This window comes from Paenibacillus sp. ov031 (assembly GCF_900143165.1).
GTDB lineage: Bacteria > Bacillota > Bacilli > Paenibacillales > Paenibacillaceae > Paenibacillus > Paenibacillus marchantiae.
In genome coordinates this window covers 26,642-52,248 of the sequence record NZ_FRDO01000002.1, presented here as the reverse complement: position 1 = coordinate 52,248, position 25,607 = coordinate 26,642, and the positions used below count along the sequence as shown (strand labels likewise).

21 protein-coding genes are annotated in these 25,607 nt (G+C 47.9%); 15 read left to right on the top strand and 6 right to left on the bottom strand.

Features of this window, described 5'->3' with window-relative positions:
- Window positions 1-17 precede the first annotated feature (17 nt).
- Both BUA17_RS10590 and argH read left to right on the top strand, forming a co-directional pair.
- On the top strand, window positions 18-1,253 hold the full coding sequence (locus BUA17_RS10590; RefSeq protein WP_063567516.1) for an argininosuccinate synthase: 1,236 nt from the start codon (window positions 18-20) through the stop codon (window positions 1,251-1,253).
- 105 nt (window positions 1,254-1,358) lie between these two features.
- Window positions 1,359-2,762, top strand: coding sequence for an argininosuccinate lyase (gene argH / locus BUA17_RS10585; RefSeq protein ID WP_053779582.1), 1,404 nt, complete (start codon window positions 1,359-1,361; stop codon window positions 2,760-2,762).
- Between the two features lie 247 nt (window positions 2,763-3,009).
- Here the strand turns inward: argH and BUA17_RS10580 are convergent, their stop codons facing one another.
- A complete protein-coding gene (locus BUA17_RS10580; protein WP_072733579.1) occupies window positions 3,010-3,798 on the bottom strand; it encodes an alpha/beta hydrolase in 789 nt (262 codons plus the stop codon).
- A gap of 221 nt (window positions 3,799-4,019) precedes the next feature.
- On the opposite strand from BUA17_RS10580, the gene BUA17_RS10575 reads away from it, so the two are divergent.
- The 4 genes from BUA17_RS10575 to BUA17_RS10560 all read left to right on the top strand — a co-directional run bounded on the left by BUA17_RS10575 (window position 4,020) and on the right by BUA17_RS10560 (window position 7,757).
- Window positions 4,020-4,643, top strand: coding sequence for a YhbD family protein (locus tag BUA17_RS10575; protein ID WP_072733578.1), 624 nt, complete (start codon window positions 4,020-4,022; stop codon window positions 4,641-4,643).
- 14 nt (window positions 4,644-4,657) lie between these two features.
- Window positions 4,658-5,383 (top strand): polymer-forming cytoskeletal protein, encoded by a 726-nt coding sequence (locus BUA17_RS10570; RefSeq protein WP_072733577.1) that lies wholly within the window; start codon window positions 4,658-4,660, stop codon window positions 5,381-5,383.
- Window positions 5,384-5,419: 36 nt separating this feature from the next.
- A complete protein-coding gene (locus BUA17_RS10565) occupies window positions 5,420-6,124 on the top strand; it encodes a hypothetical protein (protein WP_072733576.1) in 705 nt (234 codons plus the stop codon).
- A 73-nt stretch (window positions 6,125-6,197) separates the two neighbouring features.
- Window positions 6,198-7,757, top strand: coding sequence for an MDR family MFS transporter (locus tag BUA17_RS10560; protein ID WP_072733575.1), 1,560 nt, complete (start codon window positions 6,198-6,200; stop codon window positions 7,755-7,757).
- Between the two features lie 160 nt (window positions 7,758-7,917).
- Here BUA17_RS10560 and BUA17_RS10555 read toward each other — a convergent pair whose 3' ends face one another.
- Entirely contained in the window at window positions 7,918-9,351 is a 1,434-nt protein-coding gene (locus BUA17_RS10555; RefSeq protein ID WP_072733574.1) for a VanW family protein, read from the bottom strand.
- 252 nt (window positions 9,352-9,603) lie between these two features.
- On the opposite strand from BUA17_RS10555, the gene ftsE reads away from it, so the two are divergent.
- The 5 genes from ftsE (at window position 9,604) to BUA17_RS10530 (ending at window position 15,622) form a co-directional block, all read left to right on the top strand.
- Window positions 9,604-10,290 carry a cell division ATP-binding protein FtsE gene (ftsE, locus tag BUA17_RS10550; RefSeq protein ID WP_024631580.1) on the top strand — a complete coding sequence of 229 codons (687 nt, stop codon included), beginning with the start codon at window positions 9,604-9,606 and terminating at the stop codon, window positions 10,288-10,290.
- The gene (gene ftsX, locus BUA17_RS10545; RefSeq protein WP_063567509.1) at window positions 10,280-11,197 is read left to right on the top strand and encodes a permease-like cell division protein FtsX; all 918 of its coding nucleotides are present in this window, start codon (window positions 10,280-10,282) and stop codon (window positions 11,195-11,197) included. Before ftsE ends, ftsX begins: the two co-directional genes overlap by 11 nt.
- 153 nt (window positions 11,198-11,350) lie before the next feature.
- A complete protein-coding gene (locus BUA17_RS10540) occupies window positions 11,351-12,628 on the top strand; it encodes a murein hydrolase activator EnvC family protein (protein WP_063567508.1) in 1,278 nt (425 codons plus the stop codon).
- Window positions 12,629-12,762: 134 nt separating this feature from the next.
- Window positions 12,763-14,232 carry a S41 family peptidase gene (locus BUA17_RS10535; protein WP_063567507.1) on the top strand — a complete coding sequence of 490 codons (1,470 nt, stop codon included), beginning with the start codon at window positions 12,763-12,765 and terminating at the stop codon, window positions 14,230-14,232.
- Window positions 14,233-14,296: 64 nt separating this feature from the next.
- On the top strand, window positions 14,297-15,622 hold the full coding sequence (locus BUA17_RS10530) for a PDZ domain-containing protein (protein WP_072733573.1): 1,326 nt from the start codon (window positions 14,297-14,299) through the stop codon (window positions 15,620-15,622).
- 52 nt (window positions 15,623-15,674) lie between these two features.
- Here BUA17_RS10530 and BUA17_RS10525 read toward each other — a convergent pair whose 3' ends face one another.
- Complete coding sequence (locus tag BUA17_RS10525; RefSeq protein ID WP_072733572.1) at window positions 15,675-16,364, bottom strand: response regulator transcription factor; 690 nt, start codon at window positions 16,362-16,364, stop codon at window positions 15,675-15,677.
- 19 nt (window positions 16,365-16,383) lie between these two features.
- Entirely contained in the window at window positions 16,384-17,658 is a 1,275-nt protein-coding gene (locus BUA17_RS10520; protein ID WP_072733571.1) for a sensor histidine kinase, read from the bottom strand.
- A 209-nt stretch (window positions 17,659-17,867) separates the two neighbouring features.
- On the opposite strand from BUA17_RS10520, the gene BUA17_RS10515 reads away from it, so the two are divergent.
- The 3 genes from BUA17_RS10515 to BUA17_RS10505 are packed head-to-tail and all read left to right on the top strand — an operon-like array spanning window position 17,868 to window position 21,176.
- A complete protein-coding gene (locus BUA17_RS10515) occupies window positions 17,868-18,803 on the top strand; it encodes an ABC transporter ATP-binding protein (RefSeq protein WP_072733570.1) in 936 nt (311 codons plus the stop codon).
- 11 nt (window positions 18,804-18,814) lie between these two features.
- The gene (locus tag BUA17_RS10510) at window positions 18,815-20,005 is read left to right on the top strand and encodes an ABC transporter permease (protein WP_072733569.1); all 1,191 of its coding nucleotides are present in this window, start codon (window positions 18,815-18,817) and stop codon (window positions 20,003-20,005) included.
- On the top strand, window positions 19,998-21,176 hold the full coding sequence (locus BUA17_RS10505; protein ID WP_072733568.1) for an ABC transporter permease: 1,179 nt from the start codon (window positions 19,998-20,000) through the stop codon (window positions 21,174-21,176). The genes BUA17_RS10510 and BUA17_RS10505 overlap by 8 nt, the downstream gene beginning before the upstream one ends.
- Before the next feature lie 191 nt (window positions 21,177-21,367).
- Here the strand turns inward: BUA17_RS10505 and BUA17_RS10500 are convergent, their stop codons facing one another.
- Both BUA17_RS10500 and BUA17_RS10495 read right to left on the bottom strand, forming a co-directional pair.
- Window positions 21,368-22,210 carry a flagellar motor protein MotB gene (locus tag BUA17_RS10500; protein ID WP_072733567.1) on the bottom strand — a complete coding sequence of 281 codons (843 nt, stop codon included), beginning with the start codon at window positions 22,208-22,210 and terminating at the stop codon, window positions 21,368-21,370.
- Complete coding sequence (locus BUA17_RS10495) at window positions 22,194-22,991, bottom strand: flagellar motor protein (protein WP_072733566.1); 798 nt, start codon at window positions 22,989-22,991, stop codon at window positions 22,194-22,196. Before BUA17_RS10495 ends, BUA17_RS10500 begins: the two co-directional genes overlap by 17 nt.
- Window positions 22,992-23,160: 169 nt before the next feature.
- Here BUA17_RS10495 and uvrB point away from each other — a divergent pair, with 169 nt between their 5' ends.
- Entirely contained in the window at window positions 23,161-25,152 is a 1,992-nt protein-coding gene (uvrB, locus tag BUA17_RS10490; protein WP_063567499.1) for an excinuclease ABC subunit UvrB, read from the top strand.
- Window positions 25,153-25,607 lie beyond the last annotated feature (455 nt).

The window sequence follows — 25,607 nt, the reverse complement described above, 5'->3', positions numbered from 1 at the left end:
GGGGAGGACCATTGAACATGGCTAAAGAAAAAATTGTACTCGCGTATTCAGGCGGGTTGGACACATCTGTAATTTTGAAATGGTTGAAAGAAACATATGATGCGGAGATTATCGCATTTACGGCGGATATCGGACAAAAGGATGAATTGGACGGCCTTGAGGAAAAAGCTCTCGCTACAGGCGCTTCCAAAGTGTACATCGACGATCTGCGCGACGAGTTCGCCAAAGATTTCATCTATCCAATGTTCCAAGCAGGCGCCCTTTATGAAGGACAGTATCTGCTTGGCACAAGTATCGCACGTCCACTGATCGCTAAACGTATGGTGGATATCGCTCGTGCAGAAGGCGCTACTGCGATTGCTCACGGCGCTACGGGTAAAGGGAATGATCAGGTTCGTTTTGAGTTGAACGCAGCTGCGTTGACACCAGACATCCAAGTCATCGCGCCTTGGCGTCTGGAAGAATTCCGCAATCAGTTCCCTGGACGTGCCGAGATGATCGCTTACGCAGAAAAACACGGCATTCCGGTAACCGCATCGGCGGCTAAACCATACTCCACAGACCGTAACCTGCTGCATATCAGCTATGAGAGCGGCGTGCTCGAAGATCCTTGGTTCGATCCAAGTGCGGACGAGAACAAAGACATGTTCCTGCTTAGCAGTGCACCTGAAGATGCGCCGGATCAAGCGGAATATGTTGAACTTGAATTCGAACAAGGTGACTGTGTTGCACTGAATGGTGAGCGCCTGAGCCCACTGCAAGTGATGGAGCAACTGAATGAACTTGGTGGCAAACATGGTATCGGCCGTGTGGACATGGTAGAGAACCGCTTCGTTGGCATGAAGAGCCGTGGCGTATACGAGACACCAGGTGGAACAATTCTGTTCACTGCTCACCGCAAAATGGAATCCATCACGATGGATCGCGAAGTCATGAATTTGCGTGATAGCCTGATTACACGTTACAGCACACTCGTTTACAACGGCTTCTGGTTCGCACCAGAACGTCTGGCGTTGCAAGCGCTGGTGACTGAAAGCCAGAAAAATGTAACAGGTACCGTTCGTGTGAAACTGTATAAAGGCAACATCATCGGCGCAGGTGTGAAAAGCCCTGTCAGCCTGTACAACCCGGACATTGCCACGATGGAAGCTGATCCAACACAAGCCTACGATCAAGGGGATGCAACGGGCTTTATCCGCCTGAATGCATTACGTTTGAAAGTAAATTCCGGTGTGGAACAAAACAAAAACTAATTTCATTATGCATATACAGCATCACGATAATAACTGACAAGGCGGGCCGTTCTTGCACATCTGGCAGGAGCGGCTTTGTCCATGAGCGAAAGGGGAGTACTCACTGTGAGCAAGCTGTGGGGAGGACGTTTTACCAAACAAACCAATCACCTGGTTGAGGAATATACAGCGTCAATCAACTTTGACAAAGCGTTGGCCGAGGAAGATATTCAAGGAAGTCTGGCTCATGTCACGATGCTGGGCAAATGTGGAATTCTGCCAGCAGAGGATGTAGAAACGATTAAGGAAGGTTTAATCACTGTTCTGCATAAAATCCGTGCAGGCGAAGTGGAATTTTCCGTATCGGATGAAGACATCCACATGAATATTGAGAAAAACCTGATTGATACCATTGGCCCTGTAGGCGGCAAATTACATACAGGACGCAGCCGGAATGACCAAGTGGCAACCGATATGCACTTGTACTTGCGTGAGCGCGTAGTTGGATTTGTTGGCATGCTGCACTCGTTGCAGGAAGCGCTGATCGGGCAAGCCAAAGATAATCTTGATACGATTGTACCGGGATATACGCATCTTCAACGTGCACAACCGATTCTGTTCGCTCATCACCTGATGGCGTATGTATCGATGTTCCAACGGGATGCAGAGCGTCTTATGGACAGCTACAAACGCATTAACGTTTTGCCACTGGGTGCAGGTGCGCTTGCAGGCACAACGTTCCCAATTGACCGTCATTTTGTGGCGGAACAACTGGGCTTCGATGGTGTATATGAGAACAGTCTGGACGCGGTCAGCGACCGTGACTTTATCGTAGAGTTCCTGGCAGCCGCTTCGCTGATCATGACTCACTTGTCCCGTCTGAGCGAAGAGTTGGTACTTTGGAGCAGCACGGAGTTTGGATTTGTTGAATTGGATGATGCATTCTGCACGGGCAGCAGCATTATGCCACAAAAGAAAAATCCAGACGTTCCGGAACTCGTTCGTGGTAAAACAGGACGTGTGTACGGCAACCTGATCGGTCTGCTGACAGTGTTGAAATCTCTGCCGCTGGCTTACAACAAAGACATGCAGGAGGACAAGGAAGGCATGTTTGACACGGTAGCGACGCTGGAAGGTGCACTTCAATTGTTCGCTCCGATGATTGCAACGATGACGGTCAACAAGGGTCGGATGCGTCAAGCAGTCAATCAGGATTTCTCCAACGCTACAGATATTGCGGACTTCCTCGTGGGCGAAGGTTTGCCATTCCGTCAGGCACATGAGGTTATCGGCAAAACGGTATTGTACTGTATCCAGAACGGCAAGTATTTGCTGGATCTGACCATCGATGAATTCCGTCAGTTCTCTCCGTTGTTCGATGAGCGTATTTACGATGTGCTGCAACCAGAAGCGGTTGTAAATGCTCGTAATGTTTACGGCGGAACAGCTTCCAATCAGGTGGCTGAGGCGATTGGACGTAGTGAAAAGGTGCTTGAAATTACAGAGCAATGGATCACCAATCGGGGATAATGCCACAGTTACTAGAATGAAATAAAGATATATAACGCAAAAGCAGGCCGAGAATTTCTTCTCAAGGGCCTGCTTTTTTGTGTGTTACAACGATCTAGATATGCTCAACTCAACATTTACTGGATAACAGCGATCGGAAGGTTGTTCTGTCATTGGAGTGCCAGTGTAAATATGCATTAGTTGAACTTATATAGTTATTTCTGTACATATCTAACTAAAATGCAGTGGCTTCATTTAAATTTCTCGACTACTTACGTTCACGCAAAGGCAACCATTTCAGCACATTCTGAATCTTCTCGTCCCAATATCCCCAGTCATGTCCACCGGGTTCTTCCTCGTACGTCAGTTGGAAATCGGTCTGTGCACAAGCTTTACGGAACGATTGATTCTCTTCATACAGGAAATCTTCTGTCCCACAGCATTGGTAGAGCAAAGGTTTTGGGCCCTGAATTGCTTTGCTTTCTTCGAGCAGATGCAGCAAGTCATTCTCCGAGCCTTTAATCTCTGCTCCGAAAATCCGCTTGAACTCAGCATCACTTAATGCCTTAACAATTCGGTTATCCATATGCGCTACCATGTCGAGCGCTCCGGATAAACTTGCCGCAGCGGCGTATTGCTCCGGTTTGTGAAGTGCCAGCTTGAATGCCCCGTAGCCACCCATGGACAATCCGGCAACAAAGTTATCCTCACGTTTGTGTGATAGCGGGAAAAAGGAACGTGCAAGTGCAGGCAGCTCTTCACTGATGAATGTCCAGTAGCGTCCACCTTCCGCCATATCCGTATAGAAGCTGCGATGGACCTGAGGCATTACAACAGCAATACCAAGGTCCGCAACATATCGTTCGATGGATGTACGACGCAGCCAGATGGAGTCATCATCCGATAGCCCGTGCAGCAGATACAGCGTGGGATGTAACCCCAGACCGGATACGTTCTCCATTCCAATCTGATTGTGGGTCTGTTGTGGCAGGATGACATGCATGCTGGTGCTTAGACCAAGCGTGTCAGAGTAAAAGTCGCATTTAATAAGTGCCATGTATAGGAGAAACCCCTTTCATAAGTCCATTAACGATGTGTCCTGACCCGATTCAATAGGATGGGATCAGAATCCATAATGGTTCCATAGTATCTATAATAAACAGGTTATACGCAAAGTCTTTTCATTGCAATAATAAGAAATTCACCACTAGTTATTCATCTTCTTTACAGCGTAACAATGTTATGTTACACTCTTTTCAACACAAAGGGGGACCATATATGACGGATGATTTGATCTCCAAAAAAGATTTGCTGGACCTGACGGGTATCTCCTACGGCCAGTTGTACCGCTGGAAACGGAAGAATCTCATTCCGGAGGAATGGTTTATTCGGAAGTCGTCCTATACGGGACAAGAAACTTTTTTTCCAAAACAACAGATTTTACTGCGGATTGACAAGATTCTCAATATGAAAGACGGCTTGTCACTGGATGAACTGGCAGACGTGTTTTCACCAACGCTGGGTGAAGTGGAAATGTCCGCTCAGGAGCTGTTAGAGCGAAACATTGTTTCGAACATTTCGCTTGAGCTGTTGAAAGAAGCGGGTCGGGAGCGGCCGCTGTATGCTTTGGAGCAGATCATGATGCTTTATGTACTCGATAAGCTGCTAATGAGCGGAGATATTACCCGGCAGGAGGGTACGCTGCTAATCGATGTCATGTCCGAGCATTATTATCGTTTCACAGGCAAACCAAGCGAGCTGGTGCTTATTCGCAAGATGGGTGTCCCTTCATTCTTGCTGGTAACGGCAGGAACAGAGCTTTATTTTGACAATGGAGTGAAGGTCGTTCTCAGGCAGTCGATGGGGACGTTCATGGAAGAGTTAAAACTCAAATTGGGATAAGGAGAGGATCATATATGGAGGAACGTAATTTGCGCAATGATCTGAACGTAGCGGGCATGAGCCAAACGGCAGGTGGGAATTTTCACCGGGTATCTATCGATGGCATGGCTAAAGTAAACGGTAACCTGGACTGTACCTCCGTGAATGTGAATGGAACATTGAAGATGCACGGTGCTTTGAGCTCAGAGAGTGCAACGATCAACGGCATGTGCACGCTGAACGGCCCCTTGATTAGTTCTCGTGTTCGTGTGGATGGCTTAACAACCATTAACGGAGACCTCCGAAGCCCTGAGCTCGAAGTCAACGGGAAGTGTACTGTTCGTGGACGGGTTGATGGGGAACGGATTGATATTGGTGGCGTGATCGATATTGAAGGCGACGTACAATGTGAGTCTTTGAACGTACAGGGCAATATTAAAATTAGTGGCTTTCTGAATGCCGGAACGGTAGAGATCAGGCTGCATACATCTTCTTCGGCGAGAGAGATTGGCGGGGAACGCATTGATATTCGGCGTAAGGAACAGACTGGTTTTTGGAAAAGTATTGGCCTGGGCGGTACCCCATCCTTCAAGACATCCTTGATTGAGGGGGATGAAATCGTGCTGGAAGATACCGAGGCTGATATTGTTCGTGGCAGCAAGGTTCATATCGGTCGTGGCTGTAACATCAGGTTGGTCGAATATTCGGGTGAACTAGAGGTTGATCCAGATGCCAAGGTGGGCAGCAGCCAGCGGATTTAAGTTTTAATTTAAGTTTTGACCTGGAGAGAAAGGGATGTGATCGATTTGAATAACCATTTTGCTGGTTCATTGGCTAAAAAACACGATATTAGCATCATCGGCGACGGCAGTTCTTCTGGCGGTGTGTACGGCAAGGTCAAGGTAGTGGGGGATTCGTCATTTAATAATAATCTGATCTGTGATCAATTCAAATGCACCGGCACATCGGTCATATACGGATCTCTGGAATCAACCGATATCAAAATTACGGGAACCCTTACCCTGAAAGAGCGGGCTGCTACCAGCGACGAAGATCAGGAGGGCGGTTTTTCTTCTAACCTGTATGCAAAAGCTGAACATATGAAAGTAGTAGGCGAGCTTCATGTGTCAGGCGATTGTCAGGTGGAGAATATGAAGTTGAATGGCCGTTTTACGATAACGGGTATGCTCAGTGCCGAAAGTATGACACTTAAAATTATGGGTCCATCCGAGGTCAAGGAAATGGGCGGTTCCATCATATCAGTAAAGAATTCGCGGGGAAAACTGCTGGAGGGTTTGTTCACTGGTAACAAGTCTATTCTCAAGGCCAATCTAATCGAAGGCGACGAAATTGAACTTGAGAACACGGAGGCCGAGGTTGTACGAGGAGATAAAATAAAAATTGGCCCTGGGTGCCGAATTGGTACTGTGGAATACCGCTCTTCTCTGCAAATTCATCCGCAATCGGAAGTTTTGGTGCAAAGCAATCGGTCCTTGGACTGATTATCCGCCGTAACTTTTCGGATATACTAATTCAGTCATATGAATCGGATGTGAATGGGAGAGATTGAGTAGAATGGCTACACGTAAAAATAATATTGGATTGGTGCTGGCAGGGTTACTGCTAAGCATACTGATGGCTTCGATGGACAATACCATCGTGGCAACAGCTATGGGCGACATTGTCGGGAAGCTAGGTGGGCTCGACAAATTCGTATGGGTGACCTCTGCTTACATGGTGGCCGAGATGGCCGGTATGCCAATCTTCGGTAAGTTATCCGACATGTACGGACGGAAGAAGTTTTTTGTTTTCGGAATACTGGTATTTATGCTCGGATCCGCATTATGTGGAACGGCAACATCAATCGTTGAGCTGACGATGTACAGAGCTATTCAGGGTATTGGTGCGGGTGCATTGGTGCCGATTGCCTTTACGATCATGTTTGATGTGGTCGCACCGGAATCACGGGGTAAATTGGGCGGTTTGTTCGGAGCTGTGTTTGGTTTATCCAGCGTATTTGGTCCACTGCTGGGTGCTTACATTACGCAGTATGCGACATGGGAATGGGTATTTTATATCAACCTGCCGCTTGGTCTGATTGCGTTTGTGTTTATTGCATTTTTCTACAAGGAATCTCATCAGCATCAATCCCAACAGATTGACTGGCTGGGTGCTATCACACTGATTGGTGCGGTAGTCTGTCTCATCTTCGGGCTTGAACTGGGCGGCAAAACGTATGCCTGGGGCTCATGGCAGATCCTCGGTTTGTTTGCCGGATTTGTCGTGCTAGCGCTGCTCTTCCTGTTTGCAGAAACGAGAGCCAAAGAACCCATCATTTCCTTCGGGATGTTCCGCAACCGGGTGTACTGGTCCAGTAACGTTATTGGCATGTTCAGTGGTGCGGCGTTTATTACCGCATCCGTGTACATTCCCATCTTCATCCAGGGGGTACTCGGTGGCAAAGCGACCAACTCTGGTCTCGTGTTATTGCCCATGATGTTGGGGTCCGTTGTGACGGCTTCCATGGGTGGGGTACTGATGACCAAAATCAAGTATCGCAACATTATGATTCCTACACTGGCCTTGCTTGTGGTTGGTCTTGGATTGCTGACGACACTGGATGAAACTTCATCTCTATGGACGATACGTATATTCATGGTGATGATTGGTCTCGGTGTAGGGGCGTCGTTCTCGGTACTCAGCAATGCAGCCATGAACGCGTTTGAACCGCAACGACGCGGAGCGGCAAGCTCCACACTTAACTTCCTGCGTTCACTTGGGATGACGATGGGCATTACGATCTTTGGTATCGTGCAGAGCCAGGTATTTACGCGCAAAATGAATGATGCTCTCGCCGGATCAGCGGCGGAAGCAGGGGACGCTGGTGCTCCTGCAGGCGGCGTGCCTCAGGGAGTGGATCTAAGTGATCCACATGCGCTGCTATCGCCAGAGCTGAGAAAAGCGATTCCGCCTCAGGTGCTGGATACCATTACGCATGCGTTGTCTTCATCCATCGTGCAGCTCTTTGCCTGGGCTGCGATCCCGGCTGCACTCGCGTTGATTGCTGCTTTCTTCATGGGTAATGAGAAGATGGTTATCGGTGAGGAGCAGAAAGAGTACACAGGCGGACATTAAAAGGTTTCAGTCTAATCAATACACAATATGTATCTGTAAAACAAACGAAAGACACATCTCTCGAAGGACCCCGAATGGGGAACAGGAGATGTGTCTTTTTCTATTTGTTATTACTTTTGCTAAATTGAGCGTATCTATTTACACTCATGTGAAAGTAAGATTAAGGCTGCTTCGTGTCGCTGATGCCATCCTCTACAACTGATGGCTCTTTGGGATCAGGCAGGTTAGTATGACCAGAGCGGGCAATCAGGCGATTCTGGGCTTTGTATGTGTCACGTGTAATGGTTTTGGATTCGACAATTTTACCATTTACCTTTTTGGTGCGCAGCGTCTCCACAATATATCCGGGTTGACCGTTTTGGAGCACCTGTTGAGCGCCGTCAGGCAGCACATTACTCGATACATATTTGACGGGAGCACTTAATGTCTCAATTGTACGGGATTCCAGGGCATAACTGACGTTCTCCGGGAAGGTCCCGAAAAATTTGACGGTTAAGCTTCCACCTTCCACTTTGGCATGAATGAGTAGAGACTTACCGGTATTGTTTTTGAACCGAAAATTGATGGAACCTGAGGCGAACGTGGCATCCAGCCCCTTCGGCAAATATTTGACGGGCAGGGAGTGGTTGCGGCGTTCTACAATGTCCAGTCCGGTCAACAGGGCTGCGTTGTAAACGGTGCTCGATACCTGGCAGATGCCGCCTCCAATGCCGGGGGTCAGCTGTCCATTCACGATAACCGGGGCTTCCCGGAAACCATAGTCTTCCTCGGCCTTCCTAATGACCTTCTCATAATCAAAAGTACCATTTGGCGGCAAAATCATGCCGTTAACGGCTTGCGCTGCTGCGCTGACGTTATGTATCCGGCCTGCACTGCTGTTTCCAAGGCCAGTGGAGAACTGGATGATCTTCCGGTCAATTCCCTCTTGGCGCAGCGAATCGAGAGTCACTTCGGGTTGCAGTGTATACAACGGCAGCTGAATCAACAGCGGGTTGGGCTTCGCATCATGGTCCAGTGGAGCGAAATCCCGGTGCAGCTTAGCCTGCATCTGGCTCGCGAGTTCATCCCAGGCGATCCGGCGGACGCCTTTTTCCGGGATGTACTGGACCTTGTCACTTGCGGTAATGCGGCGAACAGCGTTCGCGGGTGTACCGAAGGTTTCCTTTTCCCAGACAGGGGTAAGTTGCTCTTTCAACGATTTTGAATTGTAAGTCAGCTTCAGAGACCACTCCTTGATGAAATGATATCGGGCATACGCGCGCTCCCACAGATTGCCTTCATCCAATTGCTGCACAGCTGTCCGGAAGTCATCAGCACTGTAGCTTGCGCCTGTCTGGGCGGCGGTGAACATCATTGTTTTTGGTGTAGGATCGTCAACCTCCAGGGTGATCGGCCATGCTTCCATTTGTTTTAATCGTTCATCCAGTGCCGGTAGAACTTCCTTGCGATTCACGCCCTCAACCGACCACTCCGCAACACGTACTCCTTCTGGTAGGGCGGGTTGGTTCACGTACATATACAGCAATCCATAGGACGCGGAACCGATTAATAGGATGGAGAACAGTGCAATGACCATCAAATGTATTTTTTTCATATCCGTACGCTCCTTTGTACTTCTGTTGTTCCGCATTTCGTAACACTTTCCATATATATGATCCAATGATGGAAAACTTTCGGGTACTCAATAGGTAACAAATTTGTTACAATAAAATTCATATGAATCCATGCTTCACCATCGAAAAAGGGGCGAAATGGATTTTCCCTGATGAAATTCAGGTCTTTTTAAAGGAAATGCCAAGATTGTGTCGAAATGATAATGGCTAACTATGCAACGGGAAGTGATGATGTGATAGAAATGCAGGACGTGTGGAAGACCTACGCCAATGGTACCCACGCATTACAAGGGGTGTCGGTGAAGATCGACCGCAATGAATTTGTCTATATCGTCGGTCCGTCCGGCGCAGGCAAATCGACATTTATGAAATTGATGTACAGGGAAGAAGTTCCGACCAAAGGACAAATATCCATTAACGGATTTAATATCGGAAAGTTAAAGCCACGCAAAATTCCTTACGTACGCCGGAATATCGGCGTTGTGTTCCAGGATTTCAGGTTGCTGCCACGCATGACGGCATTTGAGAATGTGGCATTTGCCATGGAAGTTATTGAAGCACCGAAGCGTCACATTAAGAAACGAGTGATGGAAGTGCTTGATCTGGTTGGATTGCGCAGCAAGGCGAATCGTGAACCTTCACAGTTGTCGGGTGGGGAACAGCAGCGTATTGCCATCGCACGTGCCATCGTGAACAATCCGTCTGTTATTATTGCGGACGAGCCAACGGGCAACCTTGATCCGGAGACGTCATGGGGCATTATGCAACTGCTGGATGAAATTAATTTCCGCGGGACAACCATTGTCATGGCAACCCACAACAAGGATATCGTTAATACGATGCGTAAACGGGTTATTGCGATTGAACGGGGACAGATTGTACGGGATCAGATGAGAGGGGAATACGGTTATGAATTTTAGTACTCTCTTGCGCCATTTACGGGAGGGATTCAAGAACGTATTCCGCAACGGCTGGATGTCCGTGGCCTCCATCATGTCCATTATCGTGTCTCTGCTCATTCTGGGCGTGTTCATGCTGCTGGTGCTCAATGTGAATTCCATGGCCAACCAGGTGGACAGTCAGGTCGAGATCAGTACGTTTCTTGAGCTGAACGTGGATGAGAACCTGCGTAACACGCTGGAGCAGGAAATCAGTGCGATGCCTGAAGTCAGTGAAATTCGTTTTGTTTCCAAAGAAGAGGGACTCAAGGAGTTCCGTGAACGTCTCGGAGAAAGTGCAGACAATGTGCTAAGCGGTTTCGATGTGGATAACAATCCACTGCCGGAGACCATTGAAGTAGAGGTTATTGAACCGGAAACCGTCACTTTTGTGGCGCAAAAAATCGAAGCATTGAACGATAAACATCCGGAGAAGCCGATCATGAAAGTGAACTACGGCAAGGAAACAGTGGAAGTGTTGTTCAAATTTACGAAGCTTGTCCGGAATATCGGATTTATTTTTGTTGGGGGACTGGGGTTAATGTCCATGTTCCTGATCTCGAATACGATTCGCGTAACGATTCTGGCCCGGCGCCGGGAGATCGGTATTATGAAACTGGTTGGTGCAACCAACACGTTCATTCGTTGGCCTTTCTTTGTCGAAGGGGCATTGATTGGATTGATCGGTTCGGCGATTACGGTAGCAGTACTGTTCTTCGGTTACAGCCGCCTGATGGCCACGATTGGTCAGGATGTATTTATGCAGATGCTTAATTTGATTCCACTCGGTGATATTTGGTTGCTGTTTGGAACACTGTTGATCGGACTCGGTGTGCTGGTTGGTATTTTGGGAAGCACATTGTCCATCCGCAAATCTCTTAACGTTTAATCGAAAAAGAATGGCAAAGCAGGTTCACAACTGAACACTGTTTGACGATATGTAGTAAAGACGGAGTCTTTAGTGTAAAGAAAGCAAAGAACATGCTGTTCACCACCTGTGCAGGTTGCTTTCTTGTGAATTCATAGGATGGGGGATCACATTTTGAAAAAAACAGCTTCGCTGCTGGCTCTAACGTTATTGGCCAGTTTGACGCTTCAACCTTCTGACGGATATGCCAAGAGTAGCATTAGCGACATTGATCAGCAGATTCAGCAACTGGAGAGCAAGGCGGCTTCGGCCAAAAAGGAGCAGCAAAAGGCTGCCAGCAACAAAAAGGAAGCCCAGCATTACAAGAACAAGACCAATGCTTACTTGAAAGTCGTCATGGAGCAGATCAATGTGGTTAGTGATGAGCTGGCAAACGTATCCTTGCAGATTGAAAATACGGAAGAGGATCTCCGGACAACGAAAAAAGATCTGCAAGCTGCAGAAGAACGTATCGTTGCAAGAGAGAAATTACTTGAATCACGTGTACGGCTGATGTATACAGATGGTGCCGTTTCTTATCTCGATGTGTTGTTAACTTCCACAAGCTTCACTGATTTCCTGACTCGTGCCGATTCACTGAAAACGATTGTGGATCAGGATCAGCATCTGCTGGATGAACACAAAAAGGACAAGCAGCTCGTCGTGGACAAAAAAGCAGAACTCGATGTGCAATATGCAGAAGCCAAGAGCCTGTATGCGCAGAAGAAACAGCGTAAGTCCCAATTGAATGAGAAGGAACAGGAGAAGCAAGTGCTTCTCGCTTCCTATGATGCTAAAATTGAAGAGTCTGAAGAGCTGACGCAAGAACAGGAAGATGTATTGATGCAGATTGCCAGCAAGCGTTCGGCCCTTCTGCAAGAGAAAAATAAATTGCGTGAGCAACAAGCGGCGGCGGCCGCCAAAGCAAAAGCAGCAGCTGCTGCACGTGCCGCGGCTGCTGCGAAGGCGCCGACCAAGGTCAGCTCCAACAGCAGTAGCAGCACATACTCCAGTGGTAACGGCATCTTTGGGATGCCAGTATCAGGTGCGCGTGTATCTTCCGGTTTTGGGCCTCGTATTCACCCGATCACGGGCGAAGTAGGTAAAATGCATGCAGGTGTAGACTTTGCTGTTGCTCAAGGAACGTCCGTTCATGCCGCTTCAGGCGGGATCGTCATCATGGCTGAATGGTATAGTGGATATGGTTACACCGTCATTGTTGACCACGGAGGCGGATTATGGACGCTATACGGTCATTTACGTGAAGGCGGATTTAAGGTTAGCAAGGGTGACACGGTAAGCCGTGGCGATATAATTGCTGAATCAGGCAGTACAGGCAACTCCACTGGACCGCATTTGCATTTTGAAGTACGTGATAATGGAACAGCAGTGAATCCATTTAACTATTTGTAGTTTTTAGCCAACAGTTGGAATGGAACAAACATATTCCGTACAAGCTAGGCATATACTAAGCTGGCATGTTCAGGGAATGATTCACGGAACGATTGAATTTGACACGCTTCAATACTAAAGGCGGTGACAAACGGATGATGAAGAAAAGATCGGCCCTGCTGCTTGTCATTGTAGCCCTTCTCGGAGGAAGCCTGCTTACGTTGGTGCTGATGAGCTCTCCTGGCCTGGCACAGACGACACCTGGCGAAGGATTGCTCGCAAGCGTTACTGGCAGTTCGCAGCAGAAGAACGATTTGAAGAAGATTGAAACCGCGATGGATTTGATCTCAAGCAACTACTATAAAGACGTGGATCAAACCAAACTGATTGATGGTGCGATCAACGGCATGATGGAATCCCTTGGTGATCCGTACTCCAACTATATGGGGCAGGAAACAGCAGCCCAGTTCGAGGAGTCGATTGAAGGTTCATTTACCGGAATCGGCGCAGAGGTATCCTCACAGGACGGGAATGTCGTAGTGGTATCACCGATCAAAGGATCACCTGCCGAGAAAGCGGGTATTCGCGCGAAAGACATGATCATGTCCGTGAATGGTGAATCTCTGCAAGGTTTGGAACTGAACAAAGCCGTTAACAAAATCAGAGGTCCAAAAGGCAGTGAAGCGAAGGTACAGGTTAAACGTGCCGGATCTTCCGAACTGATTGACTTTGTCATTGTACGTGATGACATTGATCTGGAGACGGTGTACGCCCACATGGAGGATAACGGTGTTGGTGTTATTACGATCACCCAATTCTCGCTGAACACAGGAGATCGCTTCAAAGAAGAACTGGCGAAGCTGGAGAAGCAGAACATGAAGGGCCTGATCATTGATGTTCGTAATGACCCGGGTGGTGTTTTGCAGGTCGTTATTGATATTGCAGAGCAATTTGTTCCGAAAGGCAAAGTTATTGTTCAAGTCGAAGACAAGAACGGTAAAAAGGAACAAAGCAAATCGAACGGATCAGGTAAATCGTACCCAATTACGGTATTGATGAACAAAGGAAGCGCGAGTGCGTCGGAAATTTTGGCTGGTGCATTGCAACAGTCGGCAGGCGCAACGCTGGTTGGAGAAAACTCCTTTGGTAAAGGAACCGTACAAACGAGTTATGACAAGCAGATGGGTGATGGCAGTCTGCTGAAAATCACCATTGCGAAATGGCTGACTCCGAACGGAGACTGGATTCACGAAAAAGGGATCAAACCGGATATTGCGGTGAACCAGCCGGATTACTTCTCGGTGGCACCAATCAACAAAGAAAAATTACCTTTGAAATACGACAGCAATAGCACGGATGTGAAAAGTGCGCAGACGATGCTGAGAGGACTTGACTTTAAGCCGGATCGTGTAGATGGATACTATGACCAGAAGACAGAAGAAGCGGTCAAAGCATTCCAGAAACAAAAAGGCATTCAGGCAACTGGCCAGATTGATGAGAAAACCGCGGAATCACTGGAAGCGGCTCTGATTGAACGCATTGCCAATCCTCAATATGATGCACAGCTGAAGCGCGCGATCGAAAATGTCTCAAAGGATATTTCGTCCGCAGTGTCGAAGCCATAAAGAAGGCTGATTTTCAGCCTTCTTTTTTTCTGAACCGGCTGAAGGAGAGGGGTGACCGTCCACAATGGAATGGGCTTGGCCATGGTTGACCACATTAGGAGAAGCATTGTTGCAGTTGTTTATTCAGCCGTTTTATTATATTGCGGTAATCTTGATTGCTCTCGTTTATCATCGTCAACTCTTACAGGAACGTAAATTGTTCCACGTTCGTCTGCAAAGCTCGATCACACAGACCATTCGTGCAGTACTTGGAGGTATTGTGATTGGTGCAATGGTCTCAATCGTGTCGTTGTTTCTTGGGGCACATCTTACACTGAGCAGCCTGATCTGTATATGGGCAGCTACGTTATTTCTGGCATTATTCCGTATCCGATACTTATGTTTTGCTTATGCTGCAGGTTTGCTTGGCGTGTTGCAGTTTGGTTTAAATCTGGCTTCGGGCTGGCAGCCGGCAGGATGGATGGGAAGTGTCACTGAAGCATTACGTGCGCTGGATATGCCTGCACTTCTTGTGCTCGCAGCAGTATTACATATCGGTGAAGCACTGATGGTACGTATGCAAGGGGTATCCATGGCATCGCCTTTGCTCTTCGAAGGTAAACGCGGCAAGCTCGTTGGAGGATACCAGTTGCAGCATTTCTGGCCGATTCCGTTACTGATTCTTGTTCCAGTTACGGGCGGGGCCGAATTGCCATGGACCGCTTTGATCAGCGGAGGAAATGGCTACATGTTGGTTGCGCTACCGATTATGCTGGGATTCGGAGAAGTTACGCAAAGTATGCTCCCCGGGGAAAAAGTCCAGATTTCCGCAAAACGATTGCTGCTATATGGGACAGGGCTACTTGTGCTCAGTCTCTTGGCTGCATGGTGGTCTCCACTCATGGTTGTTGCAGCCTTGGCTGCTTTCATTGGGCATGAGTTCCTGGTGTGGTACAGTGGCTTCGAGGAGCAAAACCGCAGCCCGCTGTTTGTACACCCTGAGCACGGCCTGAAGGTACTGGGTGTCATTCCTGATAGTCCCGCAGAAGAACTGGGAATTGAAGCTGGGGAGACCTTGTACAAGGTGAATGGCGTATTGGTGCATTCGCCGGAGCAATTACATCGCGCTTTGCGTATGAATCCGGCCTTTTGTAAGCTGGAGGTACGCAATCATCAGGGTGAGAGCAAGTTCATGCAACGGGCGATCTATGAAGGAGAGCATCATCAGCTCGGGGTGCTCATGGCCCCGGACAATCATGAAGCCTGGGCGCTCCGCTTGCGTCCGCTAACTCTATTTCATATCGTAAGTCTCAAGTTGTTCGCACGACGTCGGAAAGATCAGCTTAATGTTGAGGCTCCACTAGCATTGCCACCCGCCCCGGCGGGGGAGCAAAGATCTGTAGAGATGTAATGAAGAAAGGGTATTTCCTCCGCCATATTAGGCGAGGGAAATACCCTTTTTGCTACTTTTTCAACATGAAAATGGCGATTTGAGTCCGGTCGCGCAAACTAAGCTTGCCGAGAATATCCGTAACATAGTTTTTGACCGTGCCTTCACTTAAAAATAGCTTCGCGGCAATTTCTTTATTGGACAGCCCTTCTGATATAGCCTCCGCAACAGCCAGTTCCATACGGGTTAGTCCGTAAGAGCCAATGGGTTCATGTGTCTGAGGCGCTGCAGTAGGACGAAGTAGACTCGCGAGCTTACGAGCAATATCAGGATGAATCAACATATCCCCGTTATGTACAGTCTTGATGCCCTGAATGATCCGGTCAGGTGGCACATTTTTGAGTAAATAACCGCTGGCTCCGTTTTGCAAAGCCTGGATAATATACTCATCATCGTCAAACGTAGTAAGCATCAGTACACGCACGTCAGGGAAACGTGTTTTAATGATTCGGGTACCTTCAACTCCATCACAATCTGGCATGCGAATATCCATAAGTACAACGTCGGCAATTGTTCCGGACTCCAGCAGTTCCAGAGCTTCCCGGCCGTTTGAAGCTGTACCTGTAACGGTAATGCCGGGATCGAGTCCAAGCAGGACTTTGAGACTTTCACGGATAAAGGAATCATCATCCGCAAGCATCAGCCGAATGGACTGAGGGTGAACAGAATGGCTCGAGTTATTTAATTCATTCAGGTCAGACATGAGCAAATCACTTCCTTTTTCAGATCAGTTCAGCTTTGTTTGCCATGGGTAGGCGTGTAATCACCGTATAGGGATAGTCCGACTTGATCTCAAGTTTCCCACCAACCAACTGTGTGCGTAGGCGCATACCTTCGAGCCCCATGCCGAGTCCTGTAGACTCTATCTTTACGCCCGGGTTAGCACGAGATCTTTCATGTCTTGCTTTCGTTTGTTCCTTGGTGGAAAGGGTATGGATCTTCCCATCGTTGCTGATAGACATACAGATTTCTCTTTCTCCAAATTCCAGTTCCACTGTAATCGTAGTGGCATTTCCATGACGGAGGGCATTGGTCAGGGCCTCTTTTGCATTTTTGTACAAAACGATTTGCATACTGGGATAGAGTACATGTGAATGACCACGCACTTCGTAACGCGTTTTAACACCCGTTTCCCTTCCAACGTCTTCAAGCAGACGATCTAGTGCGTAGGCATCGGATATATATGAGTCAGGCCGCAATTTGTGAAGCGTGGTTCGCATGTCATCCATACTGGCGGCCAATTGATCCCGAATCTGTCTCACCATTTCCGTGCCCTGTTCTGGGTGTATAGGGAGGGTGAGGAGGGCTGCCTCAGACATCATTTTGGTGCGAATTAGGCGATGACCAATATCATCATGAAGCTGTCTGGATATCCGGGTACGTTCCTCAACCTGTGCCGCTCCTTCAAGTTGCTTTGTGAATTGCAGCAATTGTTCGCGTGCCTCCTGAAGCTCGTAATGTTTACTGCGCAGCTCATCGTACACCTGTTCAAGCTGCCCACGGCTGCTCGCGCTTCTAGAACCCTGCCAAGAGAGTGTTGCGGTGATGAGCAGGAGCAAGTTACCTGCAACCCGAGCCATTGTCTCTTGGGTGAAGCTAAAAGGAATGGCCGTGTTATTGTGAAGTGTAAGCCATGCATGAAGCTCCTGTGGTGGGGCGTAATACCAATGTAACGCGGTATTGCTGGCGATAAGCTGAATGGCGAGCATTAACCACCGTTGGGTCCTATCCAGTCTGTACATGTACACATAAAGCGCAGATAAGGAGAGGAAAAACATAAATGGGCCATATAGAGCGATCAGCCAGCAGCTGAAGAGGATTTCGGCCGCAAGCAGCAGACGCTGCATACCTGAACGGGAGAAGTCTTTCCACACCGCGAGTCCTAGGGCAATGATAATATACAGAGTATAGCTATCTTCTTTTTCCAGGGGTAGCACCAGAATGTACAGAACCGCAGGAACTATGAGTAAACCGTATTGTAGCAACCGCATCGGCATATGTCAGAGACATCCTTTATTTTAGAAGTGAAGGTATACCTTCCGGTTATGTATGTCGATTATATCATAGGCAGTTTTCCCATCCGAAGATGACTTAAGTCACCTTTGTTTCATGACCTTTCGTACCTTCGCAGAAGATCACAATTCGTTACAATACAGATATGAAAATCCAGTCGCAGGAAGCTGGACGGAAGAGGAGTGTATAATCTATGGCTATGCTTGAAGTGGATCACGTCGTGAAACGATACGGTAGCAAGCTGTCAGTGGATCATTTAAATCTGAGTGTCGGTAAAGGTGAAATTTTTGGATTGCTTGGACCCAATGGTGCAGGGAAAAGTACCACCATTAGCATGATTGCCGGTCTTTTAAATATGGATCAGGGTGAAATTCGGTTGGATGGCATATCAGTTAAGGAGCGGCCGCTTGAAGTAAAACGCAAAATAGGGCTGGTACCACAGGATCTGGCTCTATACGAAACGATGACCGCTGCGGAGAATGTCACTTTTTTTGCCAGACTATATGGACTCCGTGGGAAAATGCTTAAAGAAAGAGTACAGGAATCCCTCGAATTTGTAGGTTTGCAGGACAAAGCGAAGGATGCCCCTTCCACTTTCTCTGGCGGTATGAAACGCAGGCTGAACATTGCGTGTGCCATTATGCATCGGCCGGATTTAATCATTATGGATGAACCAACAGTGGGCATTGACCCGCAATCGCGGAATCATATTTTGGAGTCGGTTCGTACGCTTAATCAGATGGGATCAACCATCATTTATACAAGTCATTACATGGAGGAAGTTGCTGCAATCAGTCACCGGGTAGCGATTATGGATCAGGGGCATATCATCGCCTGTGGCACCGAAGCAGAGCTGAGAGAACGGGTTGCATCTGAGGAAAAAATAGTGCTCACCACTTCGGGCATTGGTCCTGATGTTGTGGAGGAGTTGAAGCTTCACCCCCGTGTGCGGGCGGTTGAAGTATCAGACGATACATTGACCGTTATGCTGCCTTCTGCACAGCAGGATCTACAAGATATGCTCTTCATTTGCAGCAAACATGAAATCTCCATTCAATCGCTCAAGGTCGAAGAGCCTGATCTGGAAACGCTCTTCCTCAATCTGACCGGACGTACGCTTCGGGACTAGGAGGATCTCAGATGAACATATGGCATATTTGCATCTTTGAGTTGAGAAGGATTCTGAGAATTCGCTCCGTTCTGCTGAATCTGTTTATTCTGCCGCTGCTGCTCATCTTTATATTGGGTACTGCACTCTCCAGTACAATGGGGACGGCAAAAGAAGCCATTCCTGACCCGGTGAGAGTAGGGATCATTCAAACAGAAGAGGATTCCGGTTCTGGAGCGATCAGCGAAGCTTTAAATACATTTGTGACATCTTTGGCAGTAAGCGAAATGATGAAGGTACAGAACATACCTACGGAAAAAGAGGCTGTAAGTGCACTGCGACGTGGTGATCTGGATTTTGCCGTAATTGTCCCATCAGATCTGGAGGAGCAGTTCATGAAAGGGGAAGAGGCAAGGTTGCAATGGATATTGGGGAAAGATGGCACGCTCAATGTTGTAGGTGAGACTTTGTTTACGCGGTTCACGGATGAACTGAACAGACAGGTCGCTGCGGCGAAAGTGTTAGGTCCTGACGCAGTAGCTGCAATGTCTGAGCATTCACAGACCAATAGAACGAGCTCTTCATATATAGCCGTCAGCAGTCCCGGAGAAGTGGGTACCTCTTATAGTGCTTCACAATATTATGCAGCTTCCATGCTGGCCATGTTCATGCTTTACTCAGGTATGACAACCAGCAACAGTCTGTTTGGTGAAAGAGATAAAAAAACGCTAACTCGCTTACAAGCAGCTCCAATCGGCAATGGGGTCATTTTTGCAGGGAAAATTGCAGGCAATAGCCTAATTGCTTTCTTGCAGGCCATCATCATCGTACTGGCGACACATTGGTTATATGGTGTGAACTGGGGCACACATCCCTGGCTAATTGTTCTAATCTGTGTGCTGATTACGCTGGCTTCCATGACTCTCGGCGTGATTGTTACCCTGCTTTTCAAGAATTCCGCATCCGCAAGCGCCGCTCTTCAAGGCATCATTATTGCCATGACATTTATTAGCGGTGGATTTACACCCATTGCCGTTGGTTTTGTACAGCGAATAAGCGAATTTACGGTAAACCACTGGGCTTTGCAAAGTTTTCTGCGGATGATGCTGAACGCCCCCTTAAGTGAGATTATGTACAGCATCATGATGCTTGGTTCGGTATGTGCGGTAATGGTGGCGGCAGCGGGACTGATCTATAGAAAGGCGGGATATCGCTATGAATAGCCTGAATATTGCCTGGCTGATGATCCGGCGCACGATATTGCGAAAACGGGGTTTCATCACGTTCTTTCTTCTTCCTTGCCTTGTCGTCACAGGTACAATTGCGCTGTTTGGGAGCGAGGAGGGAACACGTGCCGTCATTCCTTATGTAAACGAGGATCAGGGTGCAGCAGGCAGATGGATATTGGATGAGCTGGGCCGCAAAGAGGAATATCTGCTCAAACCCATGAACAACGTTGCGGAAGTTAAGGAAGCCATTGCGCAGCAAAGGGGGAGTTCAGGACTCATTATCCCGGCGCATTACACGGACAATTTACTGCAAGACAAACAACCTGAAGTTCAGCTAGTGGAACTTCGTGTCAGTGAAAGCTCCTATACTTTGAGGGCTGCGGTTGAAGGTTTGGCAGCGGGATTGAGACAATCTGCTTCGGCAGTATTGGCAGCGACAGATGCGGCATCAGGTGAGACTTCTGATCCAACTCTGGCCCAAGCCAAATTTAAAGAATTGTTACTTGAACTTGGTATACATCAAATTTCGGGTGAAGCAACTGAGCTGCGTATTTATCCCAAACCGGGTCTGAACAACGTGACCGGATTTACGATTATGTTCATGATGGGTCTGCTGACCAGTACAGTTGCTGTTATTATGGAAGACCGCAGGCTGCGGACGATGGCAAGAGTCTACACGGCTCCGGTCCGCGCCTATGAAATCGCACTGGGCAATTTTCTGGGAAGTTTTGCGATCGGATTAATCCAAATTGTTTTGGTACTGGGGATTAGCAGATGGGTGCTTCATTATGATGCGGGGATTCCATTTGGCATCCATCTGCTTATTTTGGCCGCATTTATGCTGGTCTCCATGGGGATTGCGAGTACGGTTGCCGGTTTGATTCGTGAATCCAAAAATGCAACCATGCTGAATTCACTGATTATCACACCGACGTGTATGATTGGTGGCTGTTTCTGGCCACTGTCGATCATGCCGGATTACATGCAAAAACTTGCTAATTTTGTTCCACAGAAATGGGCGATTCAAGCGGTGGAAACAGTCTCTGCTGGTGGTACGTTGTCGGATATCACAATGCCGCTGCTGATACTGTTTGGCATGGCAGCCATTTTGCTGACGGTCGGTTCTGCGATTCTTCGTCCCAGCCAGCCAGGCGTAGATGCGTAAAGTGTGAATCGTTTGTATGATGAAGGTAATCACATCGTGTGCCATTGCTGTAAAACGAATAAAACAAGTGATCCGCTTTTTTAGCAATAAAAGTATAGAATAAAAACAAAAAGCACGCTCTGCTGAATCGAATTCAGTAAGAACGTGCTTTTTATAATAGAGCAAAGGTGGTCCATACGAAATGTTAGAAGTTAAGGCTGGAGTTGACGCAAGACGGTGATTTCCACACGTCTATTTTTTTGCCGCCCTGCTGCGGTGGTATTATCCCCAGTTGGGCGCGTATCCGCGTATCCAGCATATTGAAATCCGTCAGGGTCAAGCTTTTCTTTGTCGAGAAAAAAACGCAATACAGACAGTGCACGTTCCCCGGAAAGCTCCCAATTGTCTTTATAGGTAGCGTTTGCCCCGACAGGAACGTTATCCGTATGCCCTTCAATGCTAACAACGGTGCTCAGATCACGGAACAAGCTTGCCAATTTGCTTAGTGTGGGTGAAGCATCACTTTTGAGTGCAGCTTTTCCCTGATCAAACAGGAAGCGGTCACTGAGTGTGATAGAGATGCCTTGGGGCTTGTCCGCAACAAAAATCTGGTTTTCCAGTTTATTGTCCTCGATATACTGGGTAATCACATTGAACAAATTTTGCAGCTCCTGCTCCTGTGATCTGAATTGCTCTTCACGCTCCGTAAGTGGCTGATCGTCATCAGTTGGCTTACTTGTCTCGGAGCCGGAAGAGGGTCCTTCGCCTTCTCCGGGGTCTTCGCCCTGAATCTGGGAAGGCGGATTCTTGGTAATAGCTTGTCCAGCTGTACCACCAATACCTTCACCTTGATCGAGCAGGGAGTTGGATTGGTTGAAAGTATTTTGCAACGATTGAGTAACCACATCGTATTTACCAGAATCCAGATGACTCATGGCATACATGATCACAAAAAAGATCAGCAGCAGAGTGATGAGATCGGCATAGGTAATCATCCAGCGATCTCGATGATCTCCAGGTTCACGTTTTCCGCGCCGTTTACTGCGCCGACTCATCCAATCCCTCCTTCACTACAGGACGTGTAATCTGGCGGTGAGTAAGTGTGAAGGACTCCAGCCGTTTACGCACAAGCTGAGGGTTTTCCCCGTTCTGGATGGATAATACGCCTTCGAGCAGCATTTCCATCGTCTGAATTTCGTCTGCTCCACGGGATTTAATTTTGGAAGCAATGGGTAAAAAGATAAGATTGGCACTGGCGACCCCGTAAAGGGTTGCGGTAAAGGCAACAGCAATCGCTGGTCCGAGTCCGGTAGGATCGGTCAGACTGCCGAGTACCTGAATAAGTCCCATCACGGTACCAATGATACCCATCGTTGGAGCATAACCGCCTGCTGATTCAAAAATTTTGGCATAACCTTCATATTTTTGTTCGACGGAATCAATCTCCATCTCCATGATCTGACGAACAACATCCTGATCTGTGCCATCGACAACCATCTGAATACCATCTTGCAAAAATGGATGCGGATGGTCCATTACTTTTCGTTCCAGTGCAAGCACGCCTGAGCGGCGAGCGATTGAAGACATATCTACAAGTTCTTCAACCCACTGGCTTGAGTCATTGTTGTTACGCCCAAAGGCCATGCGGAGGGCAGCAGGAATCGTACGCAGCCGATGTGCAGGGAAACTGGCAACAACTGCGGCAATCGTTCCACCAAATACAATTAGAGCAGCCGTCTTTTGCATCAGACCGGATAATTGGCCACCTTCCCATAAAAAACCACTAATGACTGCGGCAATCCCGGCAATAATGCCGATAAGTGTCGCAATATCCATAAATTAACCCACTCCTATCTTTAGTTCGCGATTGCATCACTTGCACAGACGAGGTATAATTATACGGGAACAAATATTCCTATTACTATAAGTTTTCCCATATGTAAATTCGGGGAACTTCGACAATATATAGTGACTATTATTTTAGACGATAGGGTGAGATACGGCAATGAGCGATATTATAATGAGCGACAAAACGTTCGAAATCGAATCAGAGTTTTCTCCCCAAGGTGATCAGCCTGCAGCCATTGAAGAATTGGTGAAGGGCGTTCAGGAGGGGAAGAGATATCAGACATTGCTGGGTGCAACCGGTACGGGTAAGACGTTCACCATTGCACAGACGATTGCCAAGCTGCAACGTCCCACACTGATTATTGCCCACAATAAAACGCTGGCAGCTCAGCTTGCAAGTGAGTTCAAAGACTTTTTTCCAAATAACATGGTTGAGTATTTTGTCAGTTACTACGATTACTTTCAGCCAGAGGCCTATATTCCTTCCTCGGATACGTACATCGAGAAGGATTCAAGTATCAATGAAGAGATCGATAAGTTGCGCCATGCGGCTACGAGTTCATTGTTTGAACGCAGAGATGTCATTATTGTAGCGAGTGTATCCTGCATCTATGGTTTGGGTTCGCCGCACTCCTATTCCAGCATGCTTCTGTCCCTGCGGGTAGGGATGGAGAAACCGCGCAATCAGATTTTGTCCCGTCTGGTGGAGATTCAGTATCAGCGAAATGACATTAACTTTGTGCGTGGTACGTTCCGCGTTCGCGGTGACGTTATCGAGATTTTCCCGGCATCGAAGGGTGAACATGCGATTCGGGTGGAATTGTTCGGTGATGAGATTGAGAAAATTACGGAGATTGATGTGTTAACCGGAGAACTGGTTGGGGAACGTGAGCACATTGCGATATTCCCGGCATCTCACTTCGTAACCCAGGAAGAGACGATGAAGGTTGCGCTAGTGAATATTGAGCGTGAACTGGAAGAGCGTCTTGAAGTATTGCGTGAACAGGGGAAATTGTTGGAGGCTCAGCGACTGGAGCAACGTACACGGTACGATATCGAGATGATGAAAGAAGTCGGCTTCTGTTCAGGGATTGAAAACTATTCCGGCCCACTGACATTCCGCGAACGAGGCGATACACCTTACACGCTAATGGACTATTTTCCGGATGATATGTTGATTGTGGTCGATGAGTCCCACGTGACTCTTCCACAGATCCGTGCGATGTATAACGGTGACCAAGCACGGAAGACTGTACTGGTTGATCACGGATTCCGTCTGCCATCTGCGCTGGATAACCGCCCTCTCAAATTCGATGAGTTTGAAGGGAAGATGGATCAGATTATCTATGTATCTGCGACACCAGGTCCTTACGAGATTGAGCATACGGATACGATGGTGCAACAGATCATTCGTCCAACCGGTCTGCTTGATCCAATTATTGAACTGCGTCCAACGAAGGGGCAGATCGATGACCTGATCGGTGAGATTAATGACCGGATTGCGAAAGACGAGCGGGTCCTGATCACAACATTAACGAAGAAGATGTCCGAGGATTTAACAGATTATCTGAAGGAGATCGGAATCAAGGTACGTTATTTGCACTCCGAGATCAAGACATTGGAGCGTATGGCGATTCTACGTGATCTAAGGCTTGGGGTTTTCCATGTCCTTATCGGAATCAACTTGCTCCGGGAAGGTCTGGATCTTCCTGAAGTTTCCTTGGTAGCCATTTTGGATGCCGACAAAGAAGGCTTCCTACGCTCGGAACGCTCACTGATCCAAACGATTGGTCGGGCTGCACGGAACAGCGAAGGTCGAGTTATCCTGTACGGTGACAAAGTGACAGATTCGATGGAAAAAGCGATGAAGGAAACGGAACGCCGTCGTGCGATCCAAATTGCGTATAACGAAGAGCATGGGATTACACCACAGACGATTCGCAAAAAAGTGCGTGATGTGATTGAAGCAACCAAAGTTGCCGAATCCAAGAAAGACTATCTTACAGGCGCTGCCGAGAAGATGTCGAAGAAGGAACGTCAGTCGCTTATTCAGCGCCTAGAGGCAGAGATGAAAGACGCAGCCAAAAACTTGCAGTTTGAGCGTGCTGCTGAACTTCGTGATGCATTGCTGGAACTGCGCGCAGAATAGCTTATTAAGGCAGACAGCATAAGTTTAAGATAGAGGCACAGTAGAATGTGTCGCAGCATGGATAGATCTGCAACAAGAGAACGGCCGGGTGGCCGTTCTCTTGCTGAGTCAGGAAATCAGTGATATCTACCGATAATTAGACATGTTGAAAACGTAAAATCAGGTCTATACTGATAGAAAAGTTGAAATTGGTTAAAAGGTTTATAGGAAAACATTTGGAAGTCGTGTACCCAGGAGCCGAGCCAAAGGCAATGGCGACCATCGCGAGCAAGGCGAAGCCGTGAGCGCCCTCTCGTTGTAGAGCGGCCGTCTAAGAGAACGGCATTTGGCCGGGATCTTGGACGAAGCTGCGGGCACACGACAACCTTCACATAGCAAGACCCGACCATTCACCTTGCACCGCCTGTTTCGGGTGTCCAGAGGGCTGCGCCCTCTGGGGCCCTCCCTTGGAAGGG

Bases quoted from the DNA above. Each gene is read 5' to 3' on its own strand.
- BUA17_RS10590 (WP_063567516.1), top strand. From the start codon at position 18: ATGGCTAAAGAAAAAATTGTACTCGCGTATTCAGGCGGGTTGGACACA.
- BUA17_RS10580 (WP_072733579.1), bottom strand. From the start codon at position 3,798: ATGGCACTTATTAAATGCGACTTTTACTCTGACACGCTTGGTCTAAGC.
- BUA17_RS10575 (WP_072733578.1), top strand. From the start codon at position 4,020: ATGACGGATGATTTGATCTCCAAAAAAGATTTGCTGGACCTGACGGGT.
- BUA17_RS10570 (WP_072733577.1), top strand. From the start codon at position 4,658: ATGGAGGAACGTAATTTGCGCAATGATCTGAACGTAGCGGGCATGAGC.
- BUA17_RS10560 (WP_072733575.1), top strand. From the start codon at position 6,198: ATGGCTACACGTAAAAATAATATTGGATTGGTGCTGGCAGGGTTACTG.
- BUA17_RS10555 (WP_072733574.1), bottom strand. From the start codon at position 9,351: ATGAAAAAAATACATTTGATGGTCATTGCACTGTTCTCCATCCTATTA.
- ftsX (WP_063567509.1), top strand. From the start codon at position 10,280: ATGAATTTTAGTACTCTCTTGCGCCATTTACGGGAGGGATTCAAGAAC.
- BUA17_RS10535 (WP_063567507.1), top strand. From the start codon at position 12,763: ATGATGAAGAAAAGATCGGCCCTGCTGCTTGTCATTGTAGCCCTTCTC.
- BUA17_RS10530 (WP_072733573.1), top strand. From the start codon at position 14,297: ATGGAATGGGCTTGGCCATGGTTGACCACATTAGGAGAAGCATTGTTG.
- BUA17_RS10525 (WP_072733572.1), bottom strand. From the start codon at position 16,364: ATGTCTGACCTGAATGAATTAAATAACTCGAGCCATTCTGTTCACCCT.
- BUA17_RS10520 (WP_072733571.1), bottom strand. From the start codon at position 17,658: ATGCCGATGCGGTTGCTACAATACGGTTTACTCATAGTTCCTGCGGTT.
- BUA17_RS10515 (WP_072733570.1), top strand. From the start codon at position 17,868: ATGGCTATGCTTGAAGTGGATCACGTCGTGAAACGATACGGTAGCAAG.
- BUA17_RS10510 (WP_072733569.1), top strand. From the start codon at position 18,815: ATGAACATATGGCATATTTGCATCTTTGAGTTGAGAAGGATTCTGAGA.
- BUA17_RS10505 (WP_072733568.1), top strand. From the start codon at position 19,998: ATGAATAGCCTGAATATTGCCTGGCTGATGATCCGGCGCACGATATTG.
- BUA17_RS10500 (WP_072733567.1), bottom strand. From the start codon at position 22,210: ATGAGTCGGCGCAGTAAACGGCGCGGAAAACGTGAACCTGGAGATCAT.
- BUA17_RS10495 (WP_072733566.1), bottom strand. From the start codon at position 22,991: ATGGATATTGCGACACTTATCGGCATTATTGCCGGGATTGCCGCAGTC.
- uvrB (WP_063567499.1), top strand. From the start codon at position 23,161: ATGAGCGATATTATAATGAGCGACAAAACGTTCGAAATCGAATCAGAG.